General features: G+C 70.3%; 19 protein-coding genes. 7 read left to right on the top strand and 12 right to left on the bottom strand.

Annotated elements, in window-relative coordinates:
* Positions 1-92 precede the first annotated feature (92 nt).
* Entirely contained in the window at positions 93-959 is an 867-nt protein-coding gene (locus ACIP9H_RS37365) for a hypothetical protein (RefSeq protein WP_401963419.1), read from the bottom strand.
* Between the two features lie 364 nt (positions 960-1,323).
* On the opposite strand from ACIP9H_RS37365, the gene ACIP9H_RS37360 reads away from it, so the two are divergent.
* The gene (locus ACIP9H_RS37360; RefSeq protein WP_401963417.1) at positions 1,324-2,811 is read left to right on the top strand and encodes a pyridoxal phosphate-dependent decarboxylase family protein; all 1,488 of its coding nucleotides are present in this window, start codon (positions 1,324-1,326) and stop codon (positions 2,809-2,811) included.
* A 311-nt stretch (positions 2,812-3,122) separates the two neighbouring features.
* Here ACIP9H_RS37360 and ACIP9H_RS37355 read toward each other — a convergent pair whose 3' ends face one another.
* The 3 genes from ACIP9H_RS37355 to eno all read right to left on the bottom strand — a co-directional run bounded on the left by ACIP9H_RS37355 (position 3,123) and on the right by eno (position 6,289).
* On the bottom strand, positions 3,123-3,986 hold the full coding sequence (locus ACIP9H_RS37355) for an LLM class flavin-dependent oxidoreductase (protein ID WP_401591044.1): 864 nt from the start codon (positions 3,984-3,986) through the stop codon (positions 3,123-3,125).
* 74 nt (positions 3,987-4,060) lie between these two features.
* Positions 4,061-4,960: an NAD(P)-dependent oxidoreductase gene (locus tag ACIP9H_RS37350; protein WP_401591042.1), complete on the bottom strand. Its 900-nt coding sequence runs from the start codon at positions 4,958-4,960 to the stop codon at positions 4,061-4,063.
* Positions 4,961-5,005: 45 nt separating this feature from the next.
* Positions 5,006-6,289, bottom strand: a complete 1,284-nt coding sequence (gene eno, locus ACIP9H_RS37345; RefSeq protein ID WP_401963415.1) for a phosphopyruvate hydratase — start codon at positions 6,287-6,289, stop codon at positions 5,006-5,008.
* An 82-nt stretch (positions 6,290-6,371) separates the two neighbouring features.
* Here eno and ACIP9H_RS37340 point away from each other — a divergent pair, with 82 nt between their 5' ends.
* Together ACIP9H_RS37340 and ACIP9H_RS37335 are read left to right on the top strand one after the other, a co-directional pair.
* Complete coding sequence (locus ACIP9H_RS37340; protein WP_401591036.1) at positions 6,372-7,241, top strand: winged helix-turn-helix transcriptional regulator; 870 nt, start codon at positions 6,372-6,374, stop codon at positions 7,239-7,241.
* Positions 7,242-7,402: 161 nt separating this feature from the next.
* On the top strand, positions 7,403-8,278 hold the full coding sequence (locus tag ACIP9H_RS37335) for an SDR family oxidoreductase (protein WP_401591033.1): 876 nt from the start codon (positions 7,403-7,405) through the stop codon (positions 8,276-8,278).
* A gap of 54 nt (positions 8,279-8,332) precedes the next feature.
* On the opposite strand, the gene ACIP9H_RS37330 is transcribed toward ACIP9H_RS37335, so the two are convergent.
* The 7 genes from ACIP9H_RS37330 to ACIP9H_RS37300 all read right to left on the bottom strand — a co-directional run bounded on the left by ACIP9H_RS37330 (position 8,333) and on the right by ACIP9H_RS37300 (position 15,376).
* Positions 8,333-8,893, bottom strand: coding sequence for a hypothetical protein (locus tag ACIP9H_RS37330; protein ID WP_401591031.1), 561 nt, complete (start codon positions 8,891-8,893; stop codon positions 8,333-8,335).
* A gap of 104 nt (positions 8,894-8,997) precedes the next feature.
* Positions 8,998-9,642, bottom strand: a complete 645-nt coding sequence (locus ACIP9H_RS37325; RefSeq protein ID WP_401591028.1) for a ThuA domain-containing protein — start codon at positions 9,640-9,642, stop codon at positions 8,998-9,000.
* Entirely contained in the window at positions 9,639-10,616 is a 978-nt protein-coding gene (locus ACIP9H_RS37320; RefSeq protein ID WP_401591025.1) for an aldo/keto reductase, read from the bottom strand. Before ACIP9H_RS37320 ends, ACIP9H_RS37325 begins: the two co-directional genes overlap by 4 nt.
* Positions 10,616-11,509: a carbohydrate ABC transporter permease gene (locus ACIP9H_RS37315; protein ID WP_401591022.1), complete on the bottom strand. Its 894-nt coding sequence runs from the start codon at positions 11,507-11,509 to the stop codon at positions 10,616-10,618. Before ACIP9H_RS37315 ends, ACIP9H_RS37320 begins: the two co-directional genes overlap by 1 nt.
* Positions 11,506-12,501, bottom strand: a complete 996-nt coding sequence (locus ACIP9H_RS37310) for a carbohydrate ABC transporter permease (RefSeq protein WP_401963412.1) — start codon at positions 12,499-12,501, stop codon at positions 11,506-11,508. Before ACIP9H_RS37310 ends, ACIP9H_RS37315 begins: the two co-directional genes overlap by 4 nt.
* A 47-nt stretch (positions 12,502-12,548) precedes the next feature.
* Positions 12,549-13,865 carry an ABC transporter substrate-binding protein gene (locus ACIP9H_RS37305; RefSeq protein WP_401591017.1) on the bottom strand — a complete coding sequence of 439 codons (1,317 nt, stop codon included), beginning with the start codon at positions 13,863-13,865 and terminating at the stop codon, positions 12,549-12,551.
* A gap of 77 nt (positions 13,866-13,942) precedes the next feature.
* Complete coding sequence (locus ACIP9H_RS37300) at positions 13,943-15,376, bottom strand: aldehyde dehydrogenase family protein (protein ID WP_401591015.1); 1,434 nt, start codon at positions 15,374-15,376, stop codon at positions 13,943-13,945.
* Positions 15,377-15,768: 392 nt separating this feature from the next.
* Between ACIP9H_RS37300 and ACIP9H_RS37295 the strand changes: the two genes are divergently transcribed.
* From ACIP9H_RS37295 to ACIP9H_RS37280, 4 genes are all read left to right on the top strand, one after another.
* Positions 15,769-16,893 carry a Gfo/Idh/MocA family protein gene (locus ACIP9H_RS37295; protein ID WP_401591122.1) on the top strand — a complete coding sequence of 375 codons (1,125 nt, stop codon included), beginning with the start codon at positions 15,769-15,771 and terminating at the stop codon, positions 16,891-16,893.
* Positions 16,894-16,998: 105 nt separating this feature from the next.
* Positions 16,999-18,042, top strand: coding sequence for a LacI family DNA-binding transcriptional regulator (locus ACIP9H_RS37290; RefSeq protein ID WP_401591012.1), 1,044 nt, complete (start codon positions 16,999-17,001; stop codon positions 18,040-18,042).
* A gap of 420 nt (positions 18,043-18,462) precedes the next feature.
* The gene (locus tag ACIP9H_RS37285; RefSeq protein WP_401591119.1) at positions 18,463-19,629 is read left to right on the top strand and encodes a 4-hydroxybenzoate 3-monooxygenase; all 1,167 of its coding nucleotides are present in this window, start codon (positions 18,463-18,465) and stop codon (positions 19,627-19,629) included.
* Positions 19,630-19,748: 119 nt separating this feature from the next.
* Entirely contained in the window at positions 19,749-21,452 is a 1,704-nt protein-coding gene (locus tag ACIP9H_RS37280) for a methyltransferase (protein ID WP_401591009.1), read from the top strand.
* A gap of 76 nt (positions 21,453-21,528) precedes the next feature.
* Here the strand turns inward: ACIP9H_RS37280 and ACIP9H_RS37275 are convergent, their stop codons facing one another.
* Entirely contained in the window at positions 21,529-22,014 is a 486-nt protein-coding gene (locus ACIP9H_RS37275) for a hypothetical protein (RefSeq protein ID WP_401591007.1), read from the bottom strand.
* Positions 22,015-22,018 lie beyond the last annotated feature (4 nt).

Here is a 22,018-nt window from a genome sequence, read left to right as displayed (position 1 = left end):
ATCCACGGCTTCCTGCTCACACCCCACGAACGGCGGAATCGTCGCACCGGACACGCCCACCAGAGACGATTCACATGATCGTGTTACGAGCTCTACAGGCGCATGATGCCGAGCAGCGAGGCGGCGGGGTCCAGCGCCGAGAATGTATAGGCCACTGTCGCGAGTAGCAGCAGACATGCGGTCAGGGCCGTGATGACACCGAGTGTAGTGTTCATGAATCTCACGCGGGTGGCGCTTGGGACGGCGGCGATACGCCGCCTCCAGAAAAGGACGCTCACGAGGACGGTCGCCACCATCAGCGTGGCGGATACCACCACCATGACCCAGTCGTATCGCTCGACATCGCCGAGCAGTACCGTCAGCGCGGGGGAACCAGCGTGCGGGCCGGCCGAATGCCTCAGTCCTTCGCGCATTTCACTCAAAACCTGTGCGAGTTTCCCGTCGGCGGTTCCACCGGGTAGCACCCCGAGCAACGCGCCCATCGGTACGGCCGTCGCCGGGATGTTGAACATCAACACAACCACGGCGGCAACCGTCGACACCGTTGCGGCGATGGCAAACGCCGCGTACCAGGCCTGGGCACGCAGATATCTCTGCCACAGCGCGGCGGCGAGCAGGGCGAAGACAATGACCGACAACGAGCTGATTGCCACCTTGATCGCATGCCACTGGAACCAGTAGTCGACCAGCGTCGTCAGGTGGGCGGGGAACGCCGGAGTTCCGCTTCGCCAATACTCGACGAGAGCACGCCCGAAGGCGTCCCGCAGTTTCGCGTCACTGTAAGCCCCGAAGGTTGGACTCAGGAGGGTCCTGGGGGCGGGCTCGAATGCTGCCACCAAAGCTGCGCTGACCACCAGCAGCAACCCGATCACGGGCACCGAATGCAGTCGAACAGTTTTGCGGTCGGAATCTGGTGTCCGTTCGGCGGCACCAGTTGCGGAGATCAGTCGAGTTCGCATGAGACGACGGTAGAGAAAGGGCCGCTCGCAGCGCTATGGCACATGAGCTAGCACAGCTGGGTGAGGCTGCGCTACCCGAGCGGTATAGCTAGCTCTACCTCAGGTCGAGTACGCCACCTATCACCCAATAGCAACAAGATGGGCACTAAATATTCGATTTCTCACCAGGAGTGATCTACCCCGGCTCTCTCCAGAAGTACAAGATCATCCTCAGCGGTAACATCACCAGCACGCGGCAGGCGCTCACAAAAAGGGGGCGGCAATCCCCGACGAGCCCGTCGACCTCCATGTCTGATTTCCGCCAGAACCACAGGACGTCGTTGGATACATTCGCGGCTCATGTCCACCGAGTGGGAGCTTGGAGATGAACGTGACGACACGTGACTTGCTCGCCGCGGCCGCAGCGCACGCCGCCGACTTCCTGGAAAGCCTTGATGATCGTCCTGTACACGCCGCCGCCGCGCTGCCCGATCTGCGTAAAGCACTGCACCGCCCACTGCCGGACAAACCTCAGGCGGCAAAGACTGTCCTGGATGAGCTTGTATCCGATACGGCCGGCGGACTGCTCGGCAGCGCAGGTGGGCAGTTCTTCGGGTGGGTGATCGGCGGCGGTGTTCCTGCTGCGTTGGCCGCGGACTGGCTGACATCGACGTGGGATCAAAACGCCGCGCTGTACGCGTGCGGCCCGGCGGAGGCAGTGATCGAAGAGATCACCGGAGAATGGCTCAAGGAGCTTCTCGGGCTACCCGGCTCCGCCTCTTTCGCTTTCACAACCGGAACACAGATGGGCCACCTGACCGCATTGGCCGCCGCACGCCATCACCTGCTGGAGTCTCGCGGCTGGGACGTTGAGCGACAGGGCCTGGCCGGCGCACCGGCAGTACGCGTATTGACCTCGGGTCTGGAGCACGCCTCCATCCAGCGTTCCGCACGACTACTGGGAATCGGTACCGACGCGCTGGTGGCAGTGGGACACGACGAGCACGACCGAATCGACCTGGCTGAACTGGAACGAACGCTCGATGAGCACGCCGACGCCCCGACCATCGTGTGCCTGCAGGCCGGTGAGATCAACACCGGTGCCTTTGACGACTACACCCGGGCATGCCGGCTTGCTCACACATACGACAGTTGGGTACATGTCGACGGTGCGTTCGGGCTCTGGGCTGCGGTCAGCCCAACCCACCGTCACCTGCTGACTGGTCTGGAGCTCGCGGACTCATGGACCACCGACGCCCATAAGTGGCTGAATGTGCCTTTCGATTCCGGTTTGGTGTTCGTCGCGCACCCGGATGCACACCGCGCGGCCATCTCCACTCGAGCGAGCTATCTCGTGCACGCTGGCGACGCAAGCGCTTCTGTGAGCTCTGGCCCGCCGGCACGTGATCAGATCGATTGGAATCCCGAGTGGTCGCGCCGCGGCCGCGGCGTGGCTGTCTACGCTGCCCTGCGTTCTCTGGGACGACAGGGCATCGCCGAAACAGTGGAACGCTGCACTCGCCATGCTCAGCGCCTCGTCACTGCGATCGGCGCTCTGCCCGGGGCCGAGGTGATCGTGGCCCCACAGATCAACCAGGGCCTGGTACGTTTCCTTGCCCCTGATGGCGGCCACGACCAGCACACCGATACCATCATCGACCGAATTCAGGCCACTGGCCAGGCGTGGTTCGGCGGATCTACTTACCGGGGAATGCGCGTCATGCGCATCTCGGTCGTTAACTGGCGAACTACTGACGGCGATGTCGATCGCGCAGTGACGGCCGTCCATGACGTTCTCGCAGGGGTGGTTCGCGAGTTCGAAGAGGGCCGCGTCTCAAATGCCCCGTGGCCGACTCGCCGGGGCAACTCTTAAGGACAGCACCGGCGCCTGAACAGGAAACTTGACAGTTACCTGCGGCCGACCGTCCGTACGCACCGGAGTTGCCCAGCAGGTGGTCGATGGCCATTCGCCGACCAGCACATTGCGGTCGCCGATTCGGAGGAGAATGTCGCTTTTCCACTTGCCGTTGAGGATCTCTCCGGCCGACTCGCCGGCGAAGAATGCGCTCAGCGACTCCAGGAGGACCGACCAGGCCCTTCGCCTCATCACCCGCGGAATGTACCGCACGACGGTCAGTTACCAAGTGCACACAAAAAAGGTCAGAATGGCGGCCCCGGGCTCCGTCATACCGACGGCGGGCCCGCCTCGATGCGGTGCAGTACCGGGAGCAGGCGGTCCAGGTCCGGGTTGCTCTGGACCTGCCGCTCGTCCCACCATGTGGCGCCGGCGTCGCGCAACGGCCCGATCACGTCCCTGGCCTTCGCCGCGTCCAGGGGCGTCGCACCGCCGAGCACGAACTCGAAGGGGCGCTCGATCCCGGCCGTACGGTGCTTGCGCACAAAGCTGACCAGCTCCTGCACCTCCGCCACGTCCGGCACCTGACCATGCCGGGCCGTCTCGAACAGCGGCACCGCACCGTCCCATCGCGCGGCCCGCCGCATGGGCGCCCGGCGCGGCCAGAACCCCCCGATCCAGACCGGCGGAGCGGGCTGCTGCACGGTGGCGGGCAGGAGTGTCACGTCCCGCACCTCGTAGTGCCGGCCGTAGTGGTTCACCGGCTCGCCCGACCAGAAGCGCCTGAGTACCTCCAGTCCTTCGTCAAGGCGCTCGCCGAGGACGCGCGGCTCGGCGGTGTCGCCAAAGCTCGCGTACTCGTCCTCGACCGGACCGCCCAGGCCCGCGGCGAAGATCGCCCGGCCACCGCTGAGGTGGTCCAGCGTGACCACCTGGCGGGCGAGCTGCTGCGGGCGGTAACGGGGAACCGGCGTCAGCAGGGTGCCCAGCCGGATCCGGGAGGTCGCCAGCGCGGCGGCGGTCAGCAGCATCCAGGGGTCGCCGAAGGGACGCCCCTGGTGCCGCCGGTGCAGTACGTGGTCCCACACGAAGAATCCGTCCCAGCCGGCCTGCTCGGCGGCGGCCGCCGCGGTCGCGACGTTGCGGGGGTCCGCGAAGTCCCCGAAGTTGGGCACGTTGATCGAGAAGCGCATCCCCGCAGGATGCCCAGTCGGCCGTCCAAGGGGCAATCGGATTTGGATCGAGCCGGCAGCCCCGTTGCGGGACCTCACACGGCGGGCCGGGGCGGGTGGCGCAGCAGGGTTCCGGCCTTGGCTTCGAGGAGTGCCACCGCGAGCAGTTCGCCGTCGGCGGGGCCGTAGTGGTCGAGTGCCTCCTCGTGGAGGAGGCGAACGGTGTCCGCGATGGCGTGCGGCGTACCGAGCTGCGCTGCCAGGGCGGTCACCGTGGCGAGTTGGTCACGGATGTGGTCCAGGCCGAAACTGGGGAGGTAGTCACCGGCGAGGAGGGCCGGCAGGTCCTTCCTGATGAACGCGCTGGAGGCCGGGCTCTCGGCCAGGACCTGCGTGAGCACGCCCAGGTCTATGCCGGCGCGGTCACCGAGCAGCAGGGCCTCCGCGGTGGCCGCCGCCTGGCCGAACCACAGGAGGTTCACGAGCAGTTTGGCGGTGTAGCCGGTGCCGGGGCCACCGACGTGGGTGAGGCGGTCGGCGACCGCGGACAGGACCGCGCGATGGCGGTCGAGAAGTGCGGTCTCACCTCCGACGAACAGCCGCAGCCGTCCCGCGGCGGCGTCCTCGGGGGATCCGCCGATGGGTGCCTCGAGGAATCCGTGTCCGTGCGCGGCCGCCCGCTCCCGGCAAGGAACCGCCGCCGTCGGGGTGTTGCTGCTCATGTCGATCCAGACGGCTCCTGGCGCGAGCGCCTCCAGCACCCCGTCGCCGACGGCCTCCGCGACCTCGGCCGGTCCGGGCAGGACGGTGAGCAGGACGTCCGCCCCCTTCGCCGCGCCCAGGGCGGAGCCCGGCCACTGGGCCCCGCACGACAGGACCGCTTCCCGGCATTCGGGCCGTACGTCGAAGGCCCGCACCTCGTGTCCCGCGCGGACGAGATTGCCGCACATGGGTTCACCCATGCGCCCGACACCGAAGAGGCAGATCGTCGACACAGGCGGATGGTATCCCGGCCGCACGGAGGCCCCTTTCGGCCTGCGCTACCGGCGAAGGCCGAGCGCGTCCCGGCCCGCGTAGCGGGCCTGGGCGCCCAGTTCCTCCTCGATGCGGATGAGCTGGTTGTACTTGGCGGTACGGTCCGAGCGGGACATCGACCCGGTCTTGATCTGACCGCAGCCGGTAGCGACGGCGAAGTCGGCGATCGTGGTGTCCTCGGTCTCCCCGGAGCGGTGCGACATCACTACCGTGTAGCCCGCCCGGTGGGCGGTGCCGACGGTGGCCAGGGTCTCGGTGAGGGTGCCGATCTGGTTGACCTTCACCAGGATCGAGTTGGCGATCCCGTTGCCGATGCCCTCGCGCAGCAGGGTCTCGTTGGTGCAGAACACGTCGTCGCCGGTGAGCTGGCAGCGGTCGCCGAGGCGGGCCATGAGCAGCCGCCAGCCGTCGAGGTCGTCCTCGGCCATGGGGTCCTCGATCGAGGCCACCGGGTGACGGTCGACCAGTGCGGCGAGGTAGTCCACGTGCTGCTCGGGTGTGCGGCGGATGCCCTCGCCCGCGTAGTCGTAGACCCCGTCCCGGAAGAACTCCGAGGTGGCGGGGTCCATGACGACGGTGATGTCCTCGCCGGGCTTGTAGCCGGTGCGCTCGACGGCGCGGACGACGAAGTCCAGGGCCTCGTCGGCGGTCCGCAGGTTCGGGGCGAATCCACCTTCGTCGCCGACACCGGTGCTGTGGCCGGCCGCGACGAGGTCGCGGCGCAGGGTGTGGAAGACCTCGGAGCCCATGCGGACGGCCTCGGCGAAGGTGGCCGCGCCGATCGGGGCGATCATGAACTCCTGGAAGTCCAGCGGGTTGTCGGCGTGCGCGCCGCCGTTGATGATGTTCATCATCGGCACGGGCAGCAGTCGCGCGTCCACGCCGCCGACGTACCGGTACAGCGGCAGGCGGTGGGCGGCCGCGGCGGCCTTGGCCACGGCGAGCGAGACGCCCAGGGTGGCGTTCGCGCCGAGCCGGGATTTGTTGGGGGTGCCATCCAGTTCGATCAGCGCCGTGTCGACGGCCGCCTGGTCCTCGGCGTCGAGGCCCGTCACGGTGTCGGCGATGGTCTCGTTGACGGCGTCGACGGCACGCCGCACCCCCTTGCCGTGGAAGCGGCCGGGGTCCTCGTCGCGCAGCTCCACGGCCTCGCGGGCGCCGGTCGACGCCCCGGAGGGTACGGCGGCACGGCCGGTCGAGCCGTCCGACAGCTCGACGTCCACCTCGACGGTGGGGTTGCCCCGGCTGTCGATGATCTCGCGCCCGAGGACTCGGGTGATGGCGGTCATGGTGCAGCTCCTCACGTTCGGATCCGGAATAAGTTCCTCGTTGAAACAAAGTGAGTTCCCGGAGGGAACTTACTATGGGTCCATGAAGATGCACAACGCCGACGCGACCTGCGGGATCGCCCAGGCCGCCGTGGTCCTGGGCGACTGGTGGAACGTCCTGGTCCTGCGCGAGGTGGCCCGCGGCCACGTACGTTTCGACGCCCTCGCCGCGGAACTGGGCCTGTCCCGCAAGGTCCTCACCGAACGCCTCGGACGGCTCGTCGCGAACGGCGTCCTGCGTCGCAGCCTCTACCAGCGCCGCCCGGTCCGGTACGAGTACCTGCTGACCGACGCGGGCGCCGGGCTGCTCCCCCTCCTGGTGGCGATGCAGGACTGGGGCGACCGGTGGGTGCTGGGCGACGGAAGCCTGACCGCCACGGCGGCCGAGGACAGCGCGGAGCACGCCCGCGTGCACTCCCTAACCGGCACCCGGCTGGCCGCGGGGCTGGAACTGCCGGGCACTGACGGGACACCGCGCGACGCGGTCTCCCCCGACGCCGCCGCGACCGTCCTGTTCACCTACCCCGCCACCGGGGTGCGGTGGGACGAGCCGCTGCCCGGCGCGGCCGGTTGCACCCTCGAGAACCGGCTGTTCCGCGACGCCTGGCCCGCCTTCCGGGACGCGGGCGCCGCCGTCCACGGCGTGAGCACCCAACTCCCCCACGAGCAGGCCGCCTTCGCCCAGGCGGAGTCGGTGCCGTACCCGCTCCTGTCGGACGCCCGTCTTCATCTCGCCGCGGCCTTGCGCCTGCCCACCTTCCACGCCGCCGGACGGCCGCGGCTCAAGCGCAGCGTGCTCGTACTGGACCGGCAGCGGACGGTCCGCCACGTGCTCTTCCCCGTCGACGACATCGCCCACGCGGTGGACGAGGCCCGGCGGCTGGCCGCGGAGGTCGGCCGCGTTCCCGCCTGAGAGCCGCACCGCGGCGGCGCGCGGGCGTGCGGTGCCCGGTAGCGACCCATGTGCGCCGCCCCCGCTCCCGTGCGCTCCTGCCGAGAGCCGTTCCCGCCTGTCAGGATCGACGCGGGGGCGGCTCGGTTGCAGCCGCGAGCAGGACTGCGACAGGGGGGCGTATGACGCGGCGATGGCTGGTGACGGGGTGTTCTTCGGGACTGGGGTACGCGCTCGCGAGCGCTGTCGCGGAATCCGGTGACCTGCTGGTCGCCACGGCACGGCAACCGGCCGTGCTGGAGGATCTGGCGGCCCGGTACCCGGGCCGGGTCACGACCGCGGCGCTGGACGTACGCGACCCGGGCCACTGCGAGGCCGCGGTGGCCCACGCCGTCGAGCACTTCGGCGGGGTCGACGTGCTCGTCAACAACGCCGGAACGGGCCTGCTCGGCGCGCTGGAGGAGGTCTCGGACGACGAACTGCGCGACCAGTTGGAGGTGCTGACGGTCGCCCCCTGGCGTCTGACGCGCCTGGTCCTGCCGCTGATGCGCCGCCAGGGCTCCGGCCACATCGTCAACATCTCGTCCCTCGCGGGCCGGATGGGCTTTCCCGGGCTGTCCGCGTACGTGACGGGCAAGTACGCGCTGGAGGGCATGAGCCAGGCACTCGCCGCGGAGGTGGCACCGTTCGGGATCCGGGTGACCGTGGTCGAACCGGGCGCGTTCGCCACCCGTTACGGCACGGCGCTGACCGACGCGGCCACCTGCATCCCGTCCTACGCGCAGAGCACGGGCGAGACCCGTACGGGCATGCGCGGCATGGCCGACAACCCCGCCCTCAGCGACCCCGGGACCTTCGCCACCCACGTCCTGCGGCTCGTCGCGTCGGACGCGACGCCGCTGCGCCTGCCGATCGGCCCCGACGCCTACGCCTTCCTCGACATGATCGAAGCCGCCGCCCGCGAGGAGCTAACGGCCGCCCGCGCGTTCATCGCCGACGCGGTCCCCCCGCCGGCGGACGACAGCGCCTCCCCGGCGCCCCTGACGACGGGCCCGTGACGTCCGCACCGCCCAAAACGTCGTCTACGTCCCGGCAATCAGGCTTCCGTGGCCTCACCTTGGTCCCTGCGCGGTGCGGCTCAGCACAGCGCGCAGGCGTTCACGCCCCGCGAGAACGCTCGCCTCCCACAACCCCGCGATGTCAACGGCCACCGAAAGGAGCTGCAGCCGCTCTTCTTCGGCACGGAAGGCAACGCCTCCCACGTTCCGGTCCAGCATCCTCACAGCGGTGAGCGCCGCATGGCCGCAGGACATCGCGTCCTCCGCACTCCCGCCGGCGTTCGCCAGGAGAGCGTGACGCATGACCAGGACGGCGAAGGGGGCGTACCTGTCGGCGACGCCCGACACCTCCTCTTCACGTGGTTGGAGTTCGGCGAACCGCTCCAGCGCGCGGACGCGATCAAGGGCGTCGGCAACCGGGCGGTCGGCGTACCAGAGGGCGTGAGCGGACTCCACGTACAGATCCATGTCGGTCTCTCGCCCGGCCTCTCCGGCCCGCAACCCCACGAGCAGCGGCGCCATCCGCTCCACGCATGCCGCCACGTACAGGCGGACCGTCTCACGCCCGGTACGTCGCAAGGTCTCTGCCACGGCATCCGGCACCAGGGTCCTCACGCCCACCTCCCCAAGGCGATGGATACAGAGACATCGTGTTCAGCGCAGTCTCCACGGCGCCTCACCACCGCCCAACGGCGCAAGCCCTCGCCATGCCGGGCGGATCAGGTCTCGGCGAGGAGCCAGCGGACCTCGCGGCGGAGCAGTTCGCGGCGGGTGGCGGACGCGTAGGACTCGACGCCGTGGCCGAGGGCGTCGTAGACCGTGCGCCGGCTGCCGTCCTGCCGGGCGAGCACCAGCGGGTGGTCCCGGCCGTCGAGGCTGTGCGCCAGGAGCACGTCCGCCTCCCGCAGCAGCTCCAGATGGCTGTAGAGCTCGTCGTGGACCGTGATCTCGCCGAGGCCGGCCAGCACGGGGCCTGCGGCAGGGGTCAGTCGCTGCGGGCCGATCGGCGGGTGCATCGACAGGCCCGTCACCCAGCGCACCCCGAGGCGTTCCGTCCATGCGGGCACCGACCCGAAGGTGTTGGCCGCGGTGTGCACGCCCAGGAGGGGCCGGCCGGAGGCCAGGTAGTCCAGGAGTGCCGTCGGCGGTCCGGTCGGCGGGCCCGGGGGCGAGTCCAGACCGCTGTTGACGATCAGCAGGTCGGCGTCCGGCAGGCCTGCGCGGTCCGACCGGTCGGTGGTCGCGACGGTGCACGTCCACCCGGCGTCGTCCAGACAGGACGCGATGGCCCTCGAGGTCGCCGTGAAGTCGTGCCAGGGGTCGTCGGCCCCCGTCACGCCGGAGAGGACGACGATGCGCTTCACGGGATGCTCCAGGGGCGGGCCGCGGGCGCGGCGGGAACGGGGACCGGGAGCAGCAGGCCTTCCTCGCGGAGCCGCCGCCACAGGGCGGGCGGGACGTCGGTCGTCGCCCAGTCGAGGTTCTGCCGGACCTGGTCGTACGAGGCGGGTCCGGTGAGGACGCAGGAGACGGCGGGGTGTCCCAGCGGGAACTGGAGTGCGGCGGCGGCGGTGGGCACACCGTACTCGTGGCAGACGCGCGCGATCCGCGCCGCCCTCGCCCGGATCTCCTCGGTCACCGGCCGGTAGCGGAACTGGGGATGCACCACTCCGTCGATGAGCCCGCCGTGCAGGGACTGGGCCGCGACGACCTTGACGCCCCGGCGCTCGGCCGCGGGCAGCAGTTCGAGGCGGGCCTGTGTGTCGAGCAGGGTGTAGACGCCGGCCGCCAGCACGATGTCGATGTCGGTCTCCCGGATGAACCGGGCGAGCATGGGGGCCTGGACCATGCCGACCCCTACCGCGCCGATGACCCCCTCGTCCCGCAGTTGCGCGAGGGCGGGCCACGCGCCGTTCAGTGCCTGCTCCCAGTGGTGGTCGGGGTCGTGGAGGAAGACCAGGTCCACCCGGTCGACGCCCAGCCGCCGCAGGCTCTCGTCGAGGGAGGTACGCACCGCGTCGTGGCTGAAGTCGTAGATCCAGCCCGCGCCGGTGCGCGCCGTGTCGGGGTGGCCGGGGCGCACCAGCCGGCCGACCTTGGTGCTGAGCAGGTAGGAGTCGCGCGGCCGGTCCCGGAGCATCCGCCCGAGGAGCAGCTCCGAGCGCCCGTCGCCGTACATGGGCGCGGTGTCGAAGTAGCGGAAACCGCTGTCCCATGCCGCGTCGAGACACTCCATGGCCTGGTCGTCCGGTACGGGCGGCTGCGCGATGGCCGCCGCCCCGAAGCCCAGGCGGGGCAGCGCCGCCACGGCGGGCCGGGGGCCTGCACCGTGACGCATCAGGCCTTCACTCCCCCGGAGAGCAGGTCGACCCGCCAGTAGCGCTGCAGCGACAGGAACAGCAGTGCCAGCGGGATGATCGACAACAGTACCCCGATGATGACGATGGAGTACTGGGCGGCCTGGCCGCCGGTGATGATCAGCAGTCCGTACAGCCCCTCGGTGAGCGGGTAGAGGCGGTCGGTGTTGAGCATGACGAACGGCAGCAGGAAGTTGTTCCAGATCGCGATGAACTGCAGGAGGAACACGGTCACCAGGGCCGGGGCCATGAGCCGGGTGCCGATGGACAGGAAGATCCGCGCCTCCGAGCCCCCGTCGACGCGGGCCGCCTCCAGGATCTCGTCGCTGACCGAGGCCTCCGCGTAGATCTTGCACAGGTAGATGGCGAACGGGCTGACCAGCTGCGGTAGGACAACCGCCGCGTAGTTGTTGGTCATGCCGACCTTCGCCAGCATCAGGAACTGGGGGATGGCCAGCACGATCTGCGGGAGCAGGACCGCGCCGACGATGATCCGGAACGTCCAGATGCTGCCGGGGAAGCGGTACTTGCCGAGCGCGTACCCGGCGCAGCCGCAGATGGCCGTCGACAGCGCGGCGCCGCCGAACGCGTACACGACGGAGTTGAGCGCCCAGCGGACGAAGATGCCGTCGTTGTAGGTGAACAGCGCCTGGATGTTGGAGACGAAGCCGCCGTGGAAGGCGGGCTGGAACGGCGGCGTGGAGAACAGCTCGTCGTTGGTCTTGGTGGACGCGATCACGATCCAGAGCACGGGCAGCACGCAATAGAGGGCGCCGAGGGCCAGGATGATCGTGGGGACCAGGTTGACGACCCGGCCATTGGCGGTCCGCCGGCGCGCGGCCTCCGCGGCGGGGCCGGTGGTGACGGCGGTCATCGCTCACTCCTTCGGGACATCCTGCGCAGGAGCAGGTTGGCGACGGCGGTGGCCGTGACGGTCATGACGATGAGCAGGAACGAGGTGGCCGCTCCCTTGTGGATGTCGTTGTTGACGAAGGCGTCGGTGTAGACGCGCATCAGCGGCACCCAGGTCGAGCTGATGGCATTGGCGATGGGCTTCAGGGTGGTCGGTTCGTTGAACAGCTGCAGCGCGCCGATCAGCGAGAACACCGTCACCAGGGTCATCGTCGGGGCCAGCAGCGGGAGTTTGATGCGCAGCGCGATCTGCAGCTCGCTCGCGCCGTCGATCTCGGCGGCTTCGAACAGTTCGCGCGGCAGCCCGCGCAGCGTGGTGTACAGCACGACCATGTTGAAGCCGAGAACGCCCCACACCGCCACGTTGGCGACCGAGAAGAAGACCTCCGCGGAACCGAAGTAGTCGATGTGGTCGCCGCCGATGGGACTGGTCGCCGGCAGGTACATGAAGCCCCACAGCAGTGAGGCGATGACACCCGGTACGGCGTACGGCAGGAAGATGGCCAGTCGTGCGATGCCGACCAGCCGTGCGCGCTTCGCGTCGAGGCAGAGCGCGAACAGGGTGGCGAAGAAGATCGTGGCGGGCACGCCGATGCCCGCGACCATCAGCATCCGCAGGATGCTGTGCCAGAACTCGGAGTCGGTGAGGGTGGCCCGGTAGTTCTCCAGGCCCGCGAAGACGTCGTGCGGGTCCTCGTTGCCGAGCAGGCCGCCGCCGATCTGCGGTTTGAGGAAGCTGAGGTAGAGGGCGTAGAGGCCGGGGGCGACGGTGAACAGCAGGAACAGCAGCACTGCGGGCAGGAGCAGGAACTGCGGCAGCAGCGTACGCCGTCGCCCCCGGGGCCGGGGGCCGGAGTCCGGGGCGAGGCCACCGCGGAGCCGGCGGGGACCCGCGCCCGGGGGCCGTGTGCCGGGCCTGGGGCGTGGACCTGCCTGCTCCTCGATGGCGCTCATGAACCCGTCCTCCTGTCGTGTGGGGCTGGGGGCGGCGGTGGCGTCGGTCAGCCGGTGACGTCGAAGCCGCGCTGCTTCATGTCGTCGACCGTCGCCTTCTGCATCTCGGTCAGTGCCGCGGACAGCGGCGTCTTGTTCTGCAACGCGGCGGCGAAGGCGTTGGAGTAGCTGTCGAAGGTGACATTGGCGTTCGGTCCCCAGATCTGGAAGGTCCGCACGTTCGCCGCCTGCTGGGCCATCAGGGCGTAGTAGTCCGGCTGGTTGGACATGAACGGCGGCGGCGTCTTGAGGGCCTCCGACTGCTGGTTGGTCTTCGAGGCGGGGAACGCGTTGACCTTCTCGATGAGGATCTTCGCGCCGCCCGCGGAGGAGTTCATCCACTTGACGAACTTGGCCGCCTCCGCCGGGTGCTTGGAGTTGGCGGTCACCGCTTCGGTCTCGCCGCCCCAGATGCCGACGGTCTTGTCGCCCGCGGTCCAGGCGGGCAGCGGCGCGGCGACCCACTTGCCGGCGGTGTCCTTGGCGATGCCGGGCAATTGGTTGGGCGCCCACTGCGCGCTGACCCAGCCGACGAGAGTGCCGTTGTTCATGTCGGTGTTCCACTGCGGGGACCAGTTCGGCTCCGGGCTGACCAGCCCCTTCTGAACCAGGTCGCCCCAGTAGTCGGCGACCTTCTTCGTGGGGGCGTCGTCGATGGCGACCGTCCACTTGTTGCCCGAGGCCGTCCACCAGTCGGCCCCCGCCTGCTGGGCCAGTCCCGCGAACCATCCCGCGTCGGCGGCGGTGACGTTGCCGATGAACTGCTTGGGGTTGCGCTTGTGGACCGTCGCGGCGGCGGCCGCGTACTCGTCCCATGTGGTCGGCGCCTTGAGGCCGAGCTTGTCGAAGACGTCCTTGCGGTAGAAGAAGACCATCGGGCAGATGTTCTGCGGAACACCGTAGGTCTTGCCCTCGAACTGCACTTGGGCGAGGGATGCCTTGTCGAAGTCGCCGGAGATGTCACCCACCCAGTCGTCGATCGGCACGACCACCTTGTTCGCGATCAGGGCGGGCAGCGCCTGGTACTCGACCTCGGTGATGTCCGGGTTGGTGCCGGCCCGGTTGTTGGTGATCAGCTTGTTGTACAGCGTGTAGCCCGTGCCGGACGGCTTGCTGAGCTTCACCTGCACCTTCGGGTTGAGCCGGTTCCACTCGTCCACCACGTCCTGCATGCCGCCGTCCCAGTTGACGTAGGTCAGCGTGATGGGTCCGTCGTCCTTCCCGCCGGCGGAGTCCTTCGACGAGCCGCAGGCGGCCAGGGCGGTCAGGGCCGTGGTGGCGGCCAGAGCGAGGATTGCCGTTCTTCTGAGATTGCCCCCGAGCACTTCGGTGTCTCCTTTGACGGTGTGGTTGCCTGGTCGCGGTGGCCTGCTGCCGGATGTGCCGGGTGTACCGCCGGGGGCTAACTCCCCTGCGCCCACGCCGGGTAGGACACCGGGGACGTCTGCAGGCCGACCCACTGCCGGCGGGTGAACGCGGCGAGCTGTCCCTCGCCGCCGTGACGGGCGTAGCCGTCGTTGACGTGCACCTCGTTGCTGGCGACGCGTTCGGCGAAGGCGAGACCGCGCAGCGGGTCGCCGGTGAAGACCGAGTTCATCAGGGTGCGGTGGCGGTTGACGAGTTCGAGGGCCTCGGCCTCGGAGTCCACCACGGTGATGGGCATGACGGGCCCGAAGGTCTCCTCGCGGAAGACGGGCATCTGCGGCGTGACGTCCGTGAGCACGGTCGGCTGGTAGAACTGCCCGTCGTACGTGCCGCCCACCGCGATCTTCGCGCCGGCCGCGACGGACAGTTCGACGAGTCCGTCGTGGAAGCGGGCGCGCTGGACGGCGCTGATCACGGGGCCGAGGTCGACCTCGTCGCGCAGCGGGTCGCCGACGCGGAGCCTCCGGACCCGCTCCACGACGGCTTCGGTGAAGGCGTCGGCCGCCTCCCGGTGGACGATGTGCCGCCCCGCGCTGATGCACGTCTGGCCCTGGTACCACAGCGAGGACCAGATCGCGCAGGCGGCCGCCTGGTCGATGTCCGCGTCCTCGAGCACGACGAACGCGTTGTCGCCGCCGAGTTCGGTCACGACGGCCTTGCCCGCCCGGGCGGCGAAGTCCGTGATCTCGCGGCCGACCTCGAAGGACCCGGTGAAGTGGATCAGGTCCAGTCCGGGGTGCCGGTAGAGCGCGCCGCCGGTGCCCGGCCCGTCGCCGGGCAGTACCGCGAACACGCCGTCCGGTATCCCGGCGGCGCGGGCCGCCTCCGCGAGCACCTGGCCGCCGGCGATCGGGGTGAGCTCGGCGGGCTTGAGGACCACCGCGTTCCCGTAGGCCAGTCCTGGTGCCACGGCCCGCATCGCCAGGCTCATCGGGTAGTTCCACGGGACGATGAGGCCGATGACGCCCAGCGGCACGGCGCGGGACAGGGAGATCTTGCCGCCCTTGTACGGGGGAAGGACCGAGCCGGCGTTCTCGGTGAGCTGGGTGGCGGAGTTGAGCAGCTGGTTGACGGCCTGGTCGAGCTCTTCCTCGGCCTTCTCGGTGGTGCCGCCGGTCTCCCGGACGATGAGCTCGATCAGCTCGTCGTGGCGGCGTCCCAGCTCGGCGGCGAAGGCCCGGAGCAGGGCGCACCGGGTGTTGGCGTCGGTCGCCCCCCACTCCGGCTGGGCCCGTCCGGCCGCGGCGACCGCGCGGTCGACCTGCGCCGCGGACGCGTTGCCGTAGCGGCCGAGCGCGGCCCCGGATCCCTTGTCGAGGACGGGCAGCCAGTCGGATGCGGGAGGTTCGAACCGGCCGTCGATGAACACCTCGGCGGTGTAGTCCACCGCCGCGGTACGCGCATGACTCATCGGAGCACCCCTGTACGTGTGGTTCGTTCGCGGGTCCGGCGTTGCTTTCGCGGGTTGGGAATGCGCTTTCCGGCGAAAGTAGGAGCCCCTTCGGGTGGTGTCAAGGGCAGGATCGGGATCCGCGGAACCGGCAGGGAACGAATGGAGTAAAGGCAGCAAAAGCATCCTTGTCGGCTCTCCGGAGGGGGTCGGCCGGAACACGACCGGGCTCAACTGCCGCCCGAGGCTGTCCGGATGTGGCATCAGGAGCCGAACACGGGCGGGATCCGGGCTGGTTCGGAGTGGCTCCCTTGACTGCCGAAACACCGGAAACCTACGGTGGGAATACGCATTCCCACGCTTGCGGAGGCACAGTGGCATCGACATCGGCCTCGGACACTCTGCGCATCGCCATGAACGGCGTCACGGGCCGCATGGGGTACCGGCAGCACCTCACCCGCTCGATCCTGGAGATCCGGGAGCAGGGCGGCGTGCTGCTGCCCGACGGCAGGCGCCTGCAGGTGGAACCCGTTCTGGTCGGACGCGACGAGGGGCGCCTGCGCGACATCGCCCGGCGCCACCAGGTGCGGCGGTGGAGCACCGACCTGGCGCAGGTGCTCAAGGACCCGTCCATCGACGTCTACTTCGACGCGCAGGTGACCGCTCAACGCCCGGCGGCCCTGCGCAGCGCGATCGAGGCGGGCAAGCACGTCTTCGTGGAGAAGCCGGTCGCCCCGACGCTGGAGCAGGCGGCCGGACTGGCCGCGCTGGCCCGTGACTCCGGCCTGGTGGCCGGCGTGGTGCACGACAAGCTCTACCTGCCCGGCCTGATCAAACTGCGCCGGCTGATCGACGAGGGCTTCTTCGGCCGGATCCTGTCGCTGCGCGGCGAGTTCGGCTACTGGGTCTTCGAGGGCGACGTGCAGGAGGCCCAGCGCCCGTCGTGGAACTACCGCAGCGAGGACGGCGGCGGAGTCACCGTCGACATGTACTGCCACTGGAGCTACGTCCTGGAGAACCTGCTGGGGCCGGTCCGCGCGGTCACCGCCAGGACCGCCACACACATCCCGGTCCGCTGGGACGAGCAGGGCCGCGAGTACCGGGCGACCGCGGACGACGCGGTGTACGGCATCTTCGAGATCGACGGCGGCGTCATCGCGCAGATCAACTCGTCCTGGGCGGTGCGCGTCCACCGCAACGAGCTCGTGGAGTTCCAGGTCGACGGCACCCACGGCTCGGCGGTCGCGGGCCTGCGCGGGTGCGTGGCCCAGCACCGCTCGCACACCCCGCGGCCGGTGTGGAACCCGGACCTCCCGGTCACCGAGTCGTTCCGCGACCAGTGGCTCGACGTGCCGGCCAACGCCGAGCTGGACAACGGGTTCAAGCTGCAATGGGAGGAGTTCCTGCGGGACGTCGCGGCCGGCCGTCCGCACCGCCACGACCTGGTCTCCGCGGCACGCGGCGTGCAGCTCGCGGAACTTGCGCTGCGTTCGTCGGCCGAGGGGCGCCGGATGCAGGTCCCCGAGGGTGTCCGGTGACCTCGGCGCCGCCGGGACGGTCGCCCACGGACGGTGACAGGATGGCGACAGGCGCGGCGCTGCCCCGACCGACCAGTGGATCGACCAACACGAAAAGGTGAACGCGTGGCCGGGGTGACCCTCACCGACGTAGCCAACCGCGCGGGTGTCTCGCAGTCGACGGCCTCCCGTGTGCTCAACGGCTCCAGCCGCCGGCCCTCCCCGGCGGTCGCCGATGCGGTCCGCCGGGCGGCGGCGGAGCTCGGCTACGTCTCCAACGCCCAGGCGCGGGCGCTGGCCGGCGCCCGTACGGGCCTGGTGGGGCTGGTCGTCCACGACATCGCCGACCCGTACTTCTCGACCATCGCCTCGGGCGTGCAGGCCGAGGCCTCGCAGCGCGACCTCCAAGTGCTGCTCACGACCACGTTGCGCAGCACCGAGCAGGAGGTCCGGGCGGTCGAGGCGTTCCTCAGCCACCGCACGGACGCCATCATCCTGGCCGGCTCGCGGCTGCACACCGACGACGGGGTGCGGGACCAGCAGCGGCTGACGCTCCTGCTCGACCGCTACCGGGAACTCGGCGGGCGGGTCTCCGTCATCGGCCAGCGGCTGCCGGGCGCGCACACCGTCACGCCGGAGAACCGCGCCGGGGCGGCCGCGCTGGCCAAGGCGCTGATCGCGCAGGGCACCACCGGCTTCGTCGTCCTGGCAGGGCCGCAGAAGCTGGCGACGGCCGTCGAGCGCACCAGTGGCTTCGTCAGGGAGCTGCGGCGTGCGGGGCACCGACCGGTGGCGGTGGTGCACGGCGAGTTCACCAGGGACGGGGGTTACGACGCGGCGCGGGAGGTCATCGCCACGCTCCGCCCGGAACGCCGGTGGGGGGCCTGCGTCTTCGCGGTGAACGACGTGATGGCGCTCGGCGCGATGGCCGCCTTCCGGGAGGCCGGGCTGCGGACCCCGCGCGACGTCCTGGTCGCCGGCTTCGACGACATCCCGACGCTGCGTGACCACGACCCCGGCCTGACCACGGTCGGGCTGCCGCTGCGCGAGATGGGCCGGCGCGCGATCGAGATGTCCCTGGCGTCGGACGCCCCCGAGCAGTCGGTCACCCGGGTCGCCGGTCGCGTGATCCTGCGGGCGAGCACAACACCCCCGCGACCGCGCGGCTGAGGGGCGTTGCCGTAACTCGACGGCTGACCGCCGGGGCCCGGCCTGGGCCCGGAACCGGGCCGAGAAGCGGAGTGGGCGTCAATTCGTCCGGCCTGGCGCTTTGTTGACCTCCCATGGTCGCGAAGCACGGCTCACCCGGCCTCTCGCGATCATCCGGGTCGTGGCCGGCTCGTCATCGCGCCCGGTCGAGCCGCAGGCCGCATGGTGTTTTCGGCCCCGGCCCTGCGGCAGCGGACGTCATGGCTGGTGAGAGCCGGTCCGGCCGCATATGCCCCCGCTGTCGTTGTCCCGGTCCCGCACACGCACACCATGCACCTTGAGATGGGTCGGGCCATTCGGGTGATTCCTGTCCGGTAAGTCACCTTGGGTCACCTACGATCCCGTTTCGTGATCAACGGGCAGAACTGCAGCGCGGCCGACGTGGTCGTCCTCGGCGCCGGACCGGCCGGGCTGGTGCTCGGCAACCTCCTCCAGGACAGCGGGATCGACTGCGTCGTCCTGGAGCGTGCCGAGCGCGCGCACATCCGGACGCGGGCCCGCGCCGGGTTCCTGGCGGCCAACACCGTGCGGATCCTGGAGCGGCACGGTCTGGCCGAAGGGCTGCGGCGGCGCGGACAGGCCCACAGCACCTGCGAGTTCCGCACCGCGGACGGCCGGTTCCGGCTGGACTACAGCGAACTCGGGCTCGGCGAGCGGCACACCGTCTACCCCCAGCAGGAACTCGTCACCGATCTGCTGACACGGTTCCTGGATTCCGGTGGTCGGGTCGTCTTCGGCACCGAGGCCGTGGAGGTCCAGGGCGCCGACAGCGGCCGGCCGTCGGTGGCCGTGCGTGAGGCGGACGGGCGGCCCGGCCGGTGGCAGGCGCGGTACGTCGCCGGGTGCGACGGGCGGCACGGCGCGGCACGGCGTTCGCTGCCGGCCGGCTCGGTGCGCCGGTACCACTGCGACCACGGTGTCACCTGGCTCGGACTGCTCGCCGAGGCACCGCCCAGCCTGGACGCCGTCGGATACGCGGTGCACGAGCGAGGTTTCGCCGGGCACATGGCGCGCACGAGCGAGATCACCCGCTACTACCTGCAGTGCGAGCGCGGCACACCTGCCGAGGCCTGGTCCGAGGAACGTATCTGGGACGAGCTGGACCTGCGGATGCAGGCGAAGGAGTACGGTCCGCTGCACCGCGGTCCCGTCGTGCAGCGAGGCATCGTCGACCTGGAGTCCGATGTGCTCGAACCGCTGCGGCACGGTTCGCTGTTCCTGGCCGGGGACGCCGCGGGACTCATCAGCCCGTCCGCGGCGAAGGGCGCCAACCTCGCCGTCCTGGAGGCGGAGATCCTCGCGGGCGCCCTGGTCGACGACCTGCTCCACGGCGACTCCACCGGGCTCGACACCTACTCCGCGCGGTGCCTGGCGTCCATCTGGCGGGCGCAGGAGTTCTCGCACTGGATGATCGGGCTGCTGCACGGCCCGTCCGGCTCGGACGGCGAGTCGATGTTCCACAACTCCCTGCGGGCTTCCCGCATCAACTCCCTGCGTACGTCGCGCAGTCGGCAGGACTGGTTCGCCGAGCACTACGTCGGCATCTGAGGTCCGTCTCTCCCCTCTCCCACCCGTCACCACTCCCCTTCATCGTGCGCGCCGTCTTGCGCGCGCGTCTTCCGTGCCATCTTTCGCGCTACCCGGACACCGGAATGAGGATTCCTTCAATGATCACGACGTTGTCGGGCGACACGTCCCGCCTGCGCACGACAGTCGACTTCGTCAAGGAGCAGGACACGGTCACCCTGCTCCCGTTGCTACTGCCCGGTCTCGACGGCCCGGAGCTGCGGGCCCTGGTGGAGCACTGCCACTTCTCCCATGCCGCGCTGCTCGTCTTCCCCTCCCACGAGGGCGAGTTGCGCACCATGCTCACCGACTGCGGGCTCGTCGCGGCCGAGCGGCCGCAACCGAGTGTCGTCGTACGCGAACGTCTGGCCCTGCGGCACCGGCGGCGGGCCGCGGACCTGGACGTGACCATCCTGCGCCCCGAAGTGGTCGGCGTGGACGGGGCGCACCGGACGGTCGAGGTCTTCGCGCTGACCGTGCCGGAGGGTTCCGGACTCGACGCGATCGCCGCGTACGAGCGGGAGCGGCAGCACGAGGCGCATGTCGCCTTCCAGGTCACGGCCCCTGATCCGCTGGTGCTGCGCGGCTTGTGCGCGGTCTTCGCGCGGTTCGGTGCGACCCCCGACGGGGGCGGCTACAACCCGCACGAGAACGGCACGGTCTTCTACTTCGCGGCGCCCGACGACACCAAGGCCGGATACCGGCGTGTGGAGTTGTACGTCCCCGGCGACTACCGCGACGTGCTCGCCGCCCATATCCAGGAACACCGTGTCCGGCAGCCTGGCGAAACGCTCCTGCGCCTGATGACCGGGGCGTGGACGACTCAGGCGCTGGCCGTGTTCGCCCAGCTGCGGGTCCCCGACGCCATGGACACCGAGCGAGGCGCCGACGTCGACGTACTGGCCCGGGACATCGGCGCGCGACCGCGGAACCTGGCGACGCTGCTGCGCTATCTCGCGATGCTGGGCGCAGTGGAGGAGGGCCGCGACGGCTTCCGGCTCACCGAGCTGGGCGCCCTGCTGCGCGCGGGTGCCCCGGGATCGATGCGCCCGCTGGCGCTGATGTACGGCGGCCCGTTCTACCAGTCCTTCGCCGGGCTCGCGCACACCGTACGCACGGGACAGGTCGCCTTCGAGCACCTCTTCGGGGAGAACCACTTCGACCATTTCGCCCGCGACCCCGAGCTCGCCGAACTCTTCGACCAGTCCATGGCCGCCGGATCCGCGATGTTCGACCCTGTCCCGGCCCACCCGGCCCTCGCCGCCGCGGCCGAGGCACCCGCCGGGGCCACGGTGGTCGACATCGCGGGCGGCAACGGGGAACTGCTCGGCCGCGTCCTCGCCGCGCACCCCGGCCTGAACGGGGTGCTGCTGGAGCGCCCGCACGCCGTCGAAGCCGCACGCCGCAGGCTCGACGAGGCCGGCCACGGCATGCGGTGCGCCTTCCGGGCCGGTGACTTCGCGGACGTGCCCGCGGGCGGTGACGTGTACCTCCTCTCGCGGGTCCTCCACGACTGGGACGACGAGCGCTGCCGCGACATCCTGCGCCACTGCGCCCGCGCGATGCCGGACCACGCCGACCTGCTCGTGATCGAGCGCGTGCTGCCGGCCGACGGCTCGGCCTCGCTGGCGACCGCCTGGGACCTCCACATGATGTGCAACGTCGGCGGTCGCGAGCGGCGCGCCGCCCACTACGCCCGGCTGTTCGCCGACGCCGGTCTCGCGCTGGTGGACCGGACGCCGATGCCCCTGGACGGCCATGTGCTGCACGCCAGGAAGGCGGGGGCACCGACGTCCTCGGTGTGAGGCCCACCGGCGATGCGGGGCGCGGCCGGCCGCGCCCCGTTCGTCCGGCAGCGGTCCTCCTGCAACTGCCCTGCGGTCAGCTGGCCTTGGCCGACCGGACGGCGTGGCGCAGCATGTCCTTGAACGCGACGCCGGCAGGGTCGGCACCGAGGGCGACGTGCATCGACTCGGCCTCGGGCCGGTTCGACCAGCGGGTCAGCACCGACACCCCGCTGTCGACGGCCAGTCGCTGATCGACCTCGGTGACGGTCATGTCGGCCAGCCGCCCGGAAAGTGCCGTGGTCCGCCCGGTGCTCAGGTCGGCGACCGACACAAGAAGGTGCCCCGGCAGCAACACGGCCGCGGTCAGCGTCTCTTGCGCGGGACCGCCCCCGAGAAGGCGCGCGAAGACGCCCGTACGGCGCCGGGGCACACTGCGGGTCTCCACGCAGGCGACCGCGGTCGCGGCGGCATCACCCAGCAGTTCGGTCTCGGCCACGGTCGCGATCGCCGTACGCAACCGGGAGTCCAGGTCCTCGACCGCGCAAGTGCGGCTGGTGCGGTCGTGCGACTGCTCAGGCATGAGC

Source organism: Streptomyces sp. NPDC088732, from assembly GCF_044751205.1.
Lineage (GTDB): Bacteria > Actinomycetota > Actinomycetes > Streptomycetales > Streptomycetaceae > Actinacidiphila.
The sequence above is the reverse complement of the archived record's forward strand: the minus strand, read 5'-3'. Positions and strand labels throughout refer to the sequence as shown.

What these genes read in the sequence shown, in the direction of transcription:
- ACIP9H_RS37365 (WP_401963419.1), bottom strand. Translation starts at nt 959, where the DNA reads ATGCGAACTCGACTGATCTCCGCAACTGGTGCCGCCGAACGGACACCA.
- ACIP9H_RS37360 (WP_401963417.1), top strand. Translation starts at nt 1,324, where the DNA reads ATGAACGTGACGACACGTGACTTGCTCGCCGCGGCCGCAGCGCACGCC.
- ACIP9H_RS37355 (WP_401591044.1), bottom strand. Translation starts at nt 3,986, where the DNA reads ATGCGCTTCTCGATCAACGTGCCCAACTTCGGGGACTTCGCGGACCCC.
- eno (WP_401963415.1), bottom strand. Translation starts at nt 6,289, where the DNA reads ATGACCGCCATCACCCGAGTCCTCGGGCGCGAGATCATCGACAGCCGG.
- ACIP9H_RS37340 (WP_401591036.1), top strand. Translation starts at nt 6,372, where the DNA reads ATGAAGATGCACAACGCCGACGCGACCTGCGGGATCGCCCAGGCCGCC.
- ACIP9H_RS37335 (WP_401591033.1), top strand. Translation starts at nt 7,403, where the DNA reads ATGACGCGGCGATGGCTGGTGACGGGGTGTTCTTCGGGACTGGGGTAC.
- ACIP9H_RS37320 (WP_401591025.1), bottom strand. Translation starts at nt 10,616, where the DNA reads ATGCGTCACGGTGCAGGCCCCCGGCCCGCCGTGGCGGCGCTGCCCCGC.
- ACIP9H_RS37315 (WP_401591022.1), bottom strand. Translation starts at nt 11,509, where the DNA reads ATGACCGCCGTCACCACCGGCCCCGCCGCGGAGGCCGCGCGCCGGCGG.
- ACIP9H_RS37310 (WP_401963412.1), bottom strand. Translation starts at nt 12,501, where the DNA reads ATGAGCGCCATCGAGGAGCAGGCAGGTCCACGCCCCAGGCCCGGCACA.
- ACIP9H_RS37300 (WP_401591015.1), bottom strand. Translation starts at nt 15,376, where the DNA reads ATGAGTCATGCGCGTACCGCGGCGGTGGACTACACCGCCGAGGTGTTC.
- ACIP9H_RS37295 (WP_401591122.1), top strand. Translation starts at nt 15,769, where the DNA reads ATGAACGGCGTCACGGGCCGCATGGGGTACCGGCAGCACCTCACCCGC.
- ACIP9H_RS37280 (WP_401591009.1), top strand. Translation starts at nt 19,749, where the DNA reads ATGATCACGACGTTGTCGGGCGACACGTCCCGCCTGCGCACGACAGTC.
- ACIP9H_RS37275 (WP_401591007.1), bottom strand. Translation starts at nt 22,014, where the DNA reads ATGCCTGAGCAGTCGCACGACCGCACCAGCCGCACTTGCGCGGTCGAG.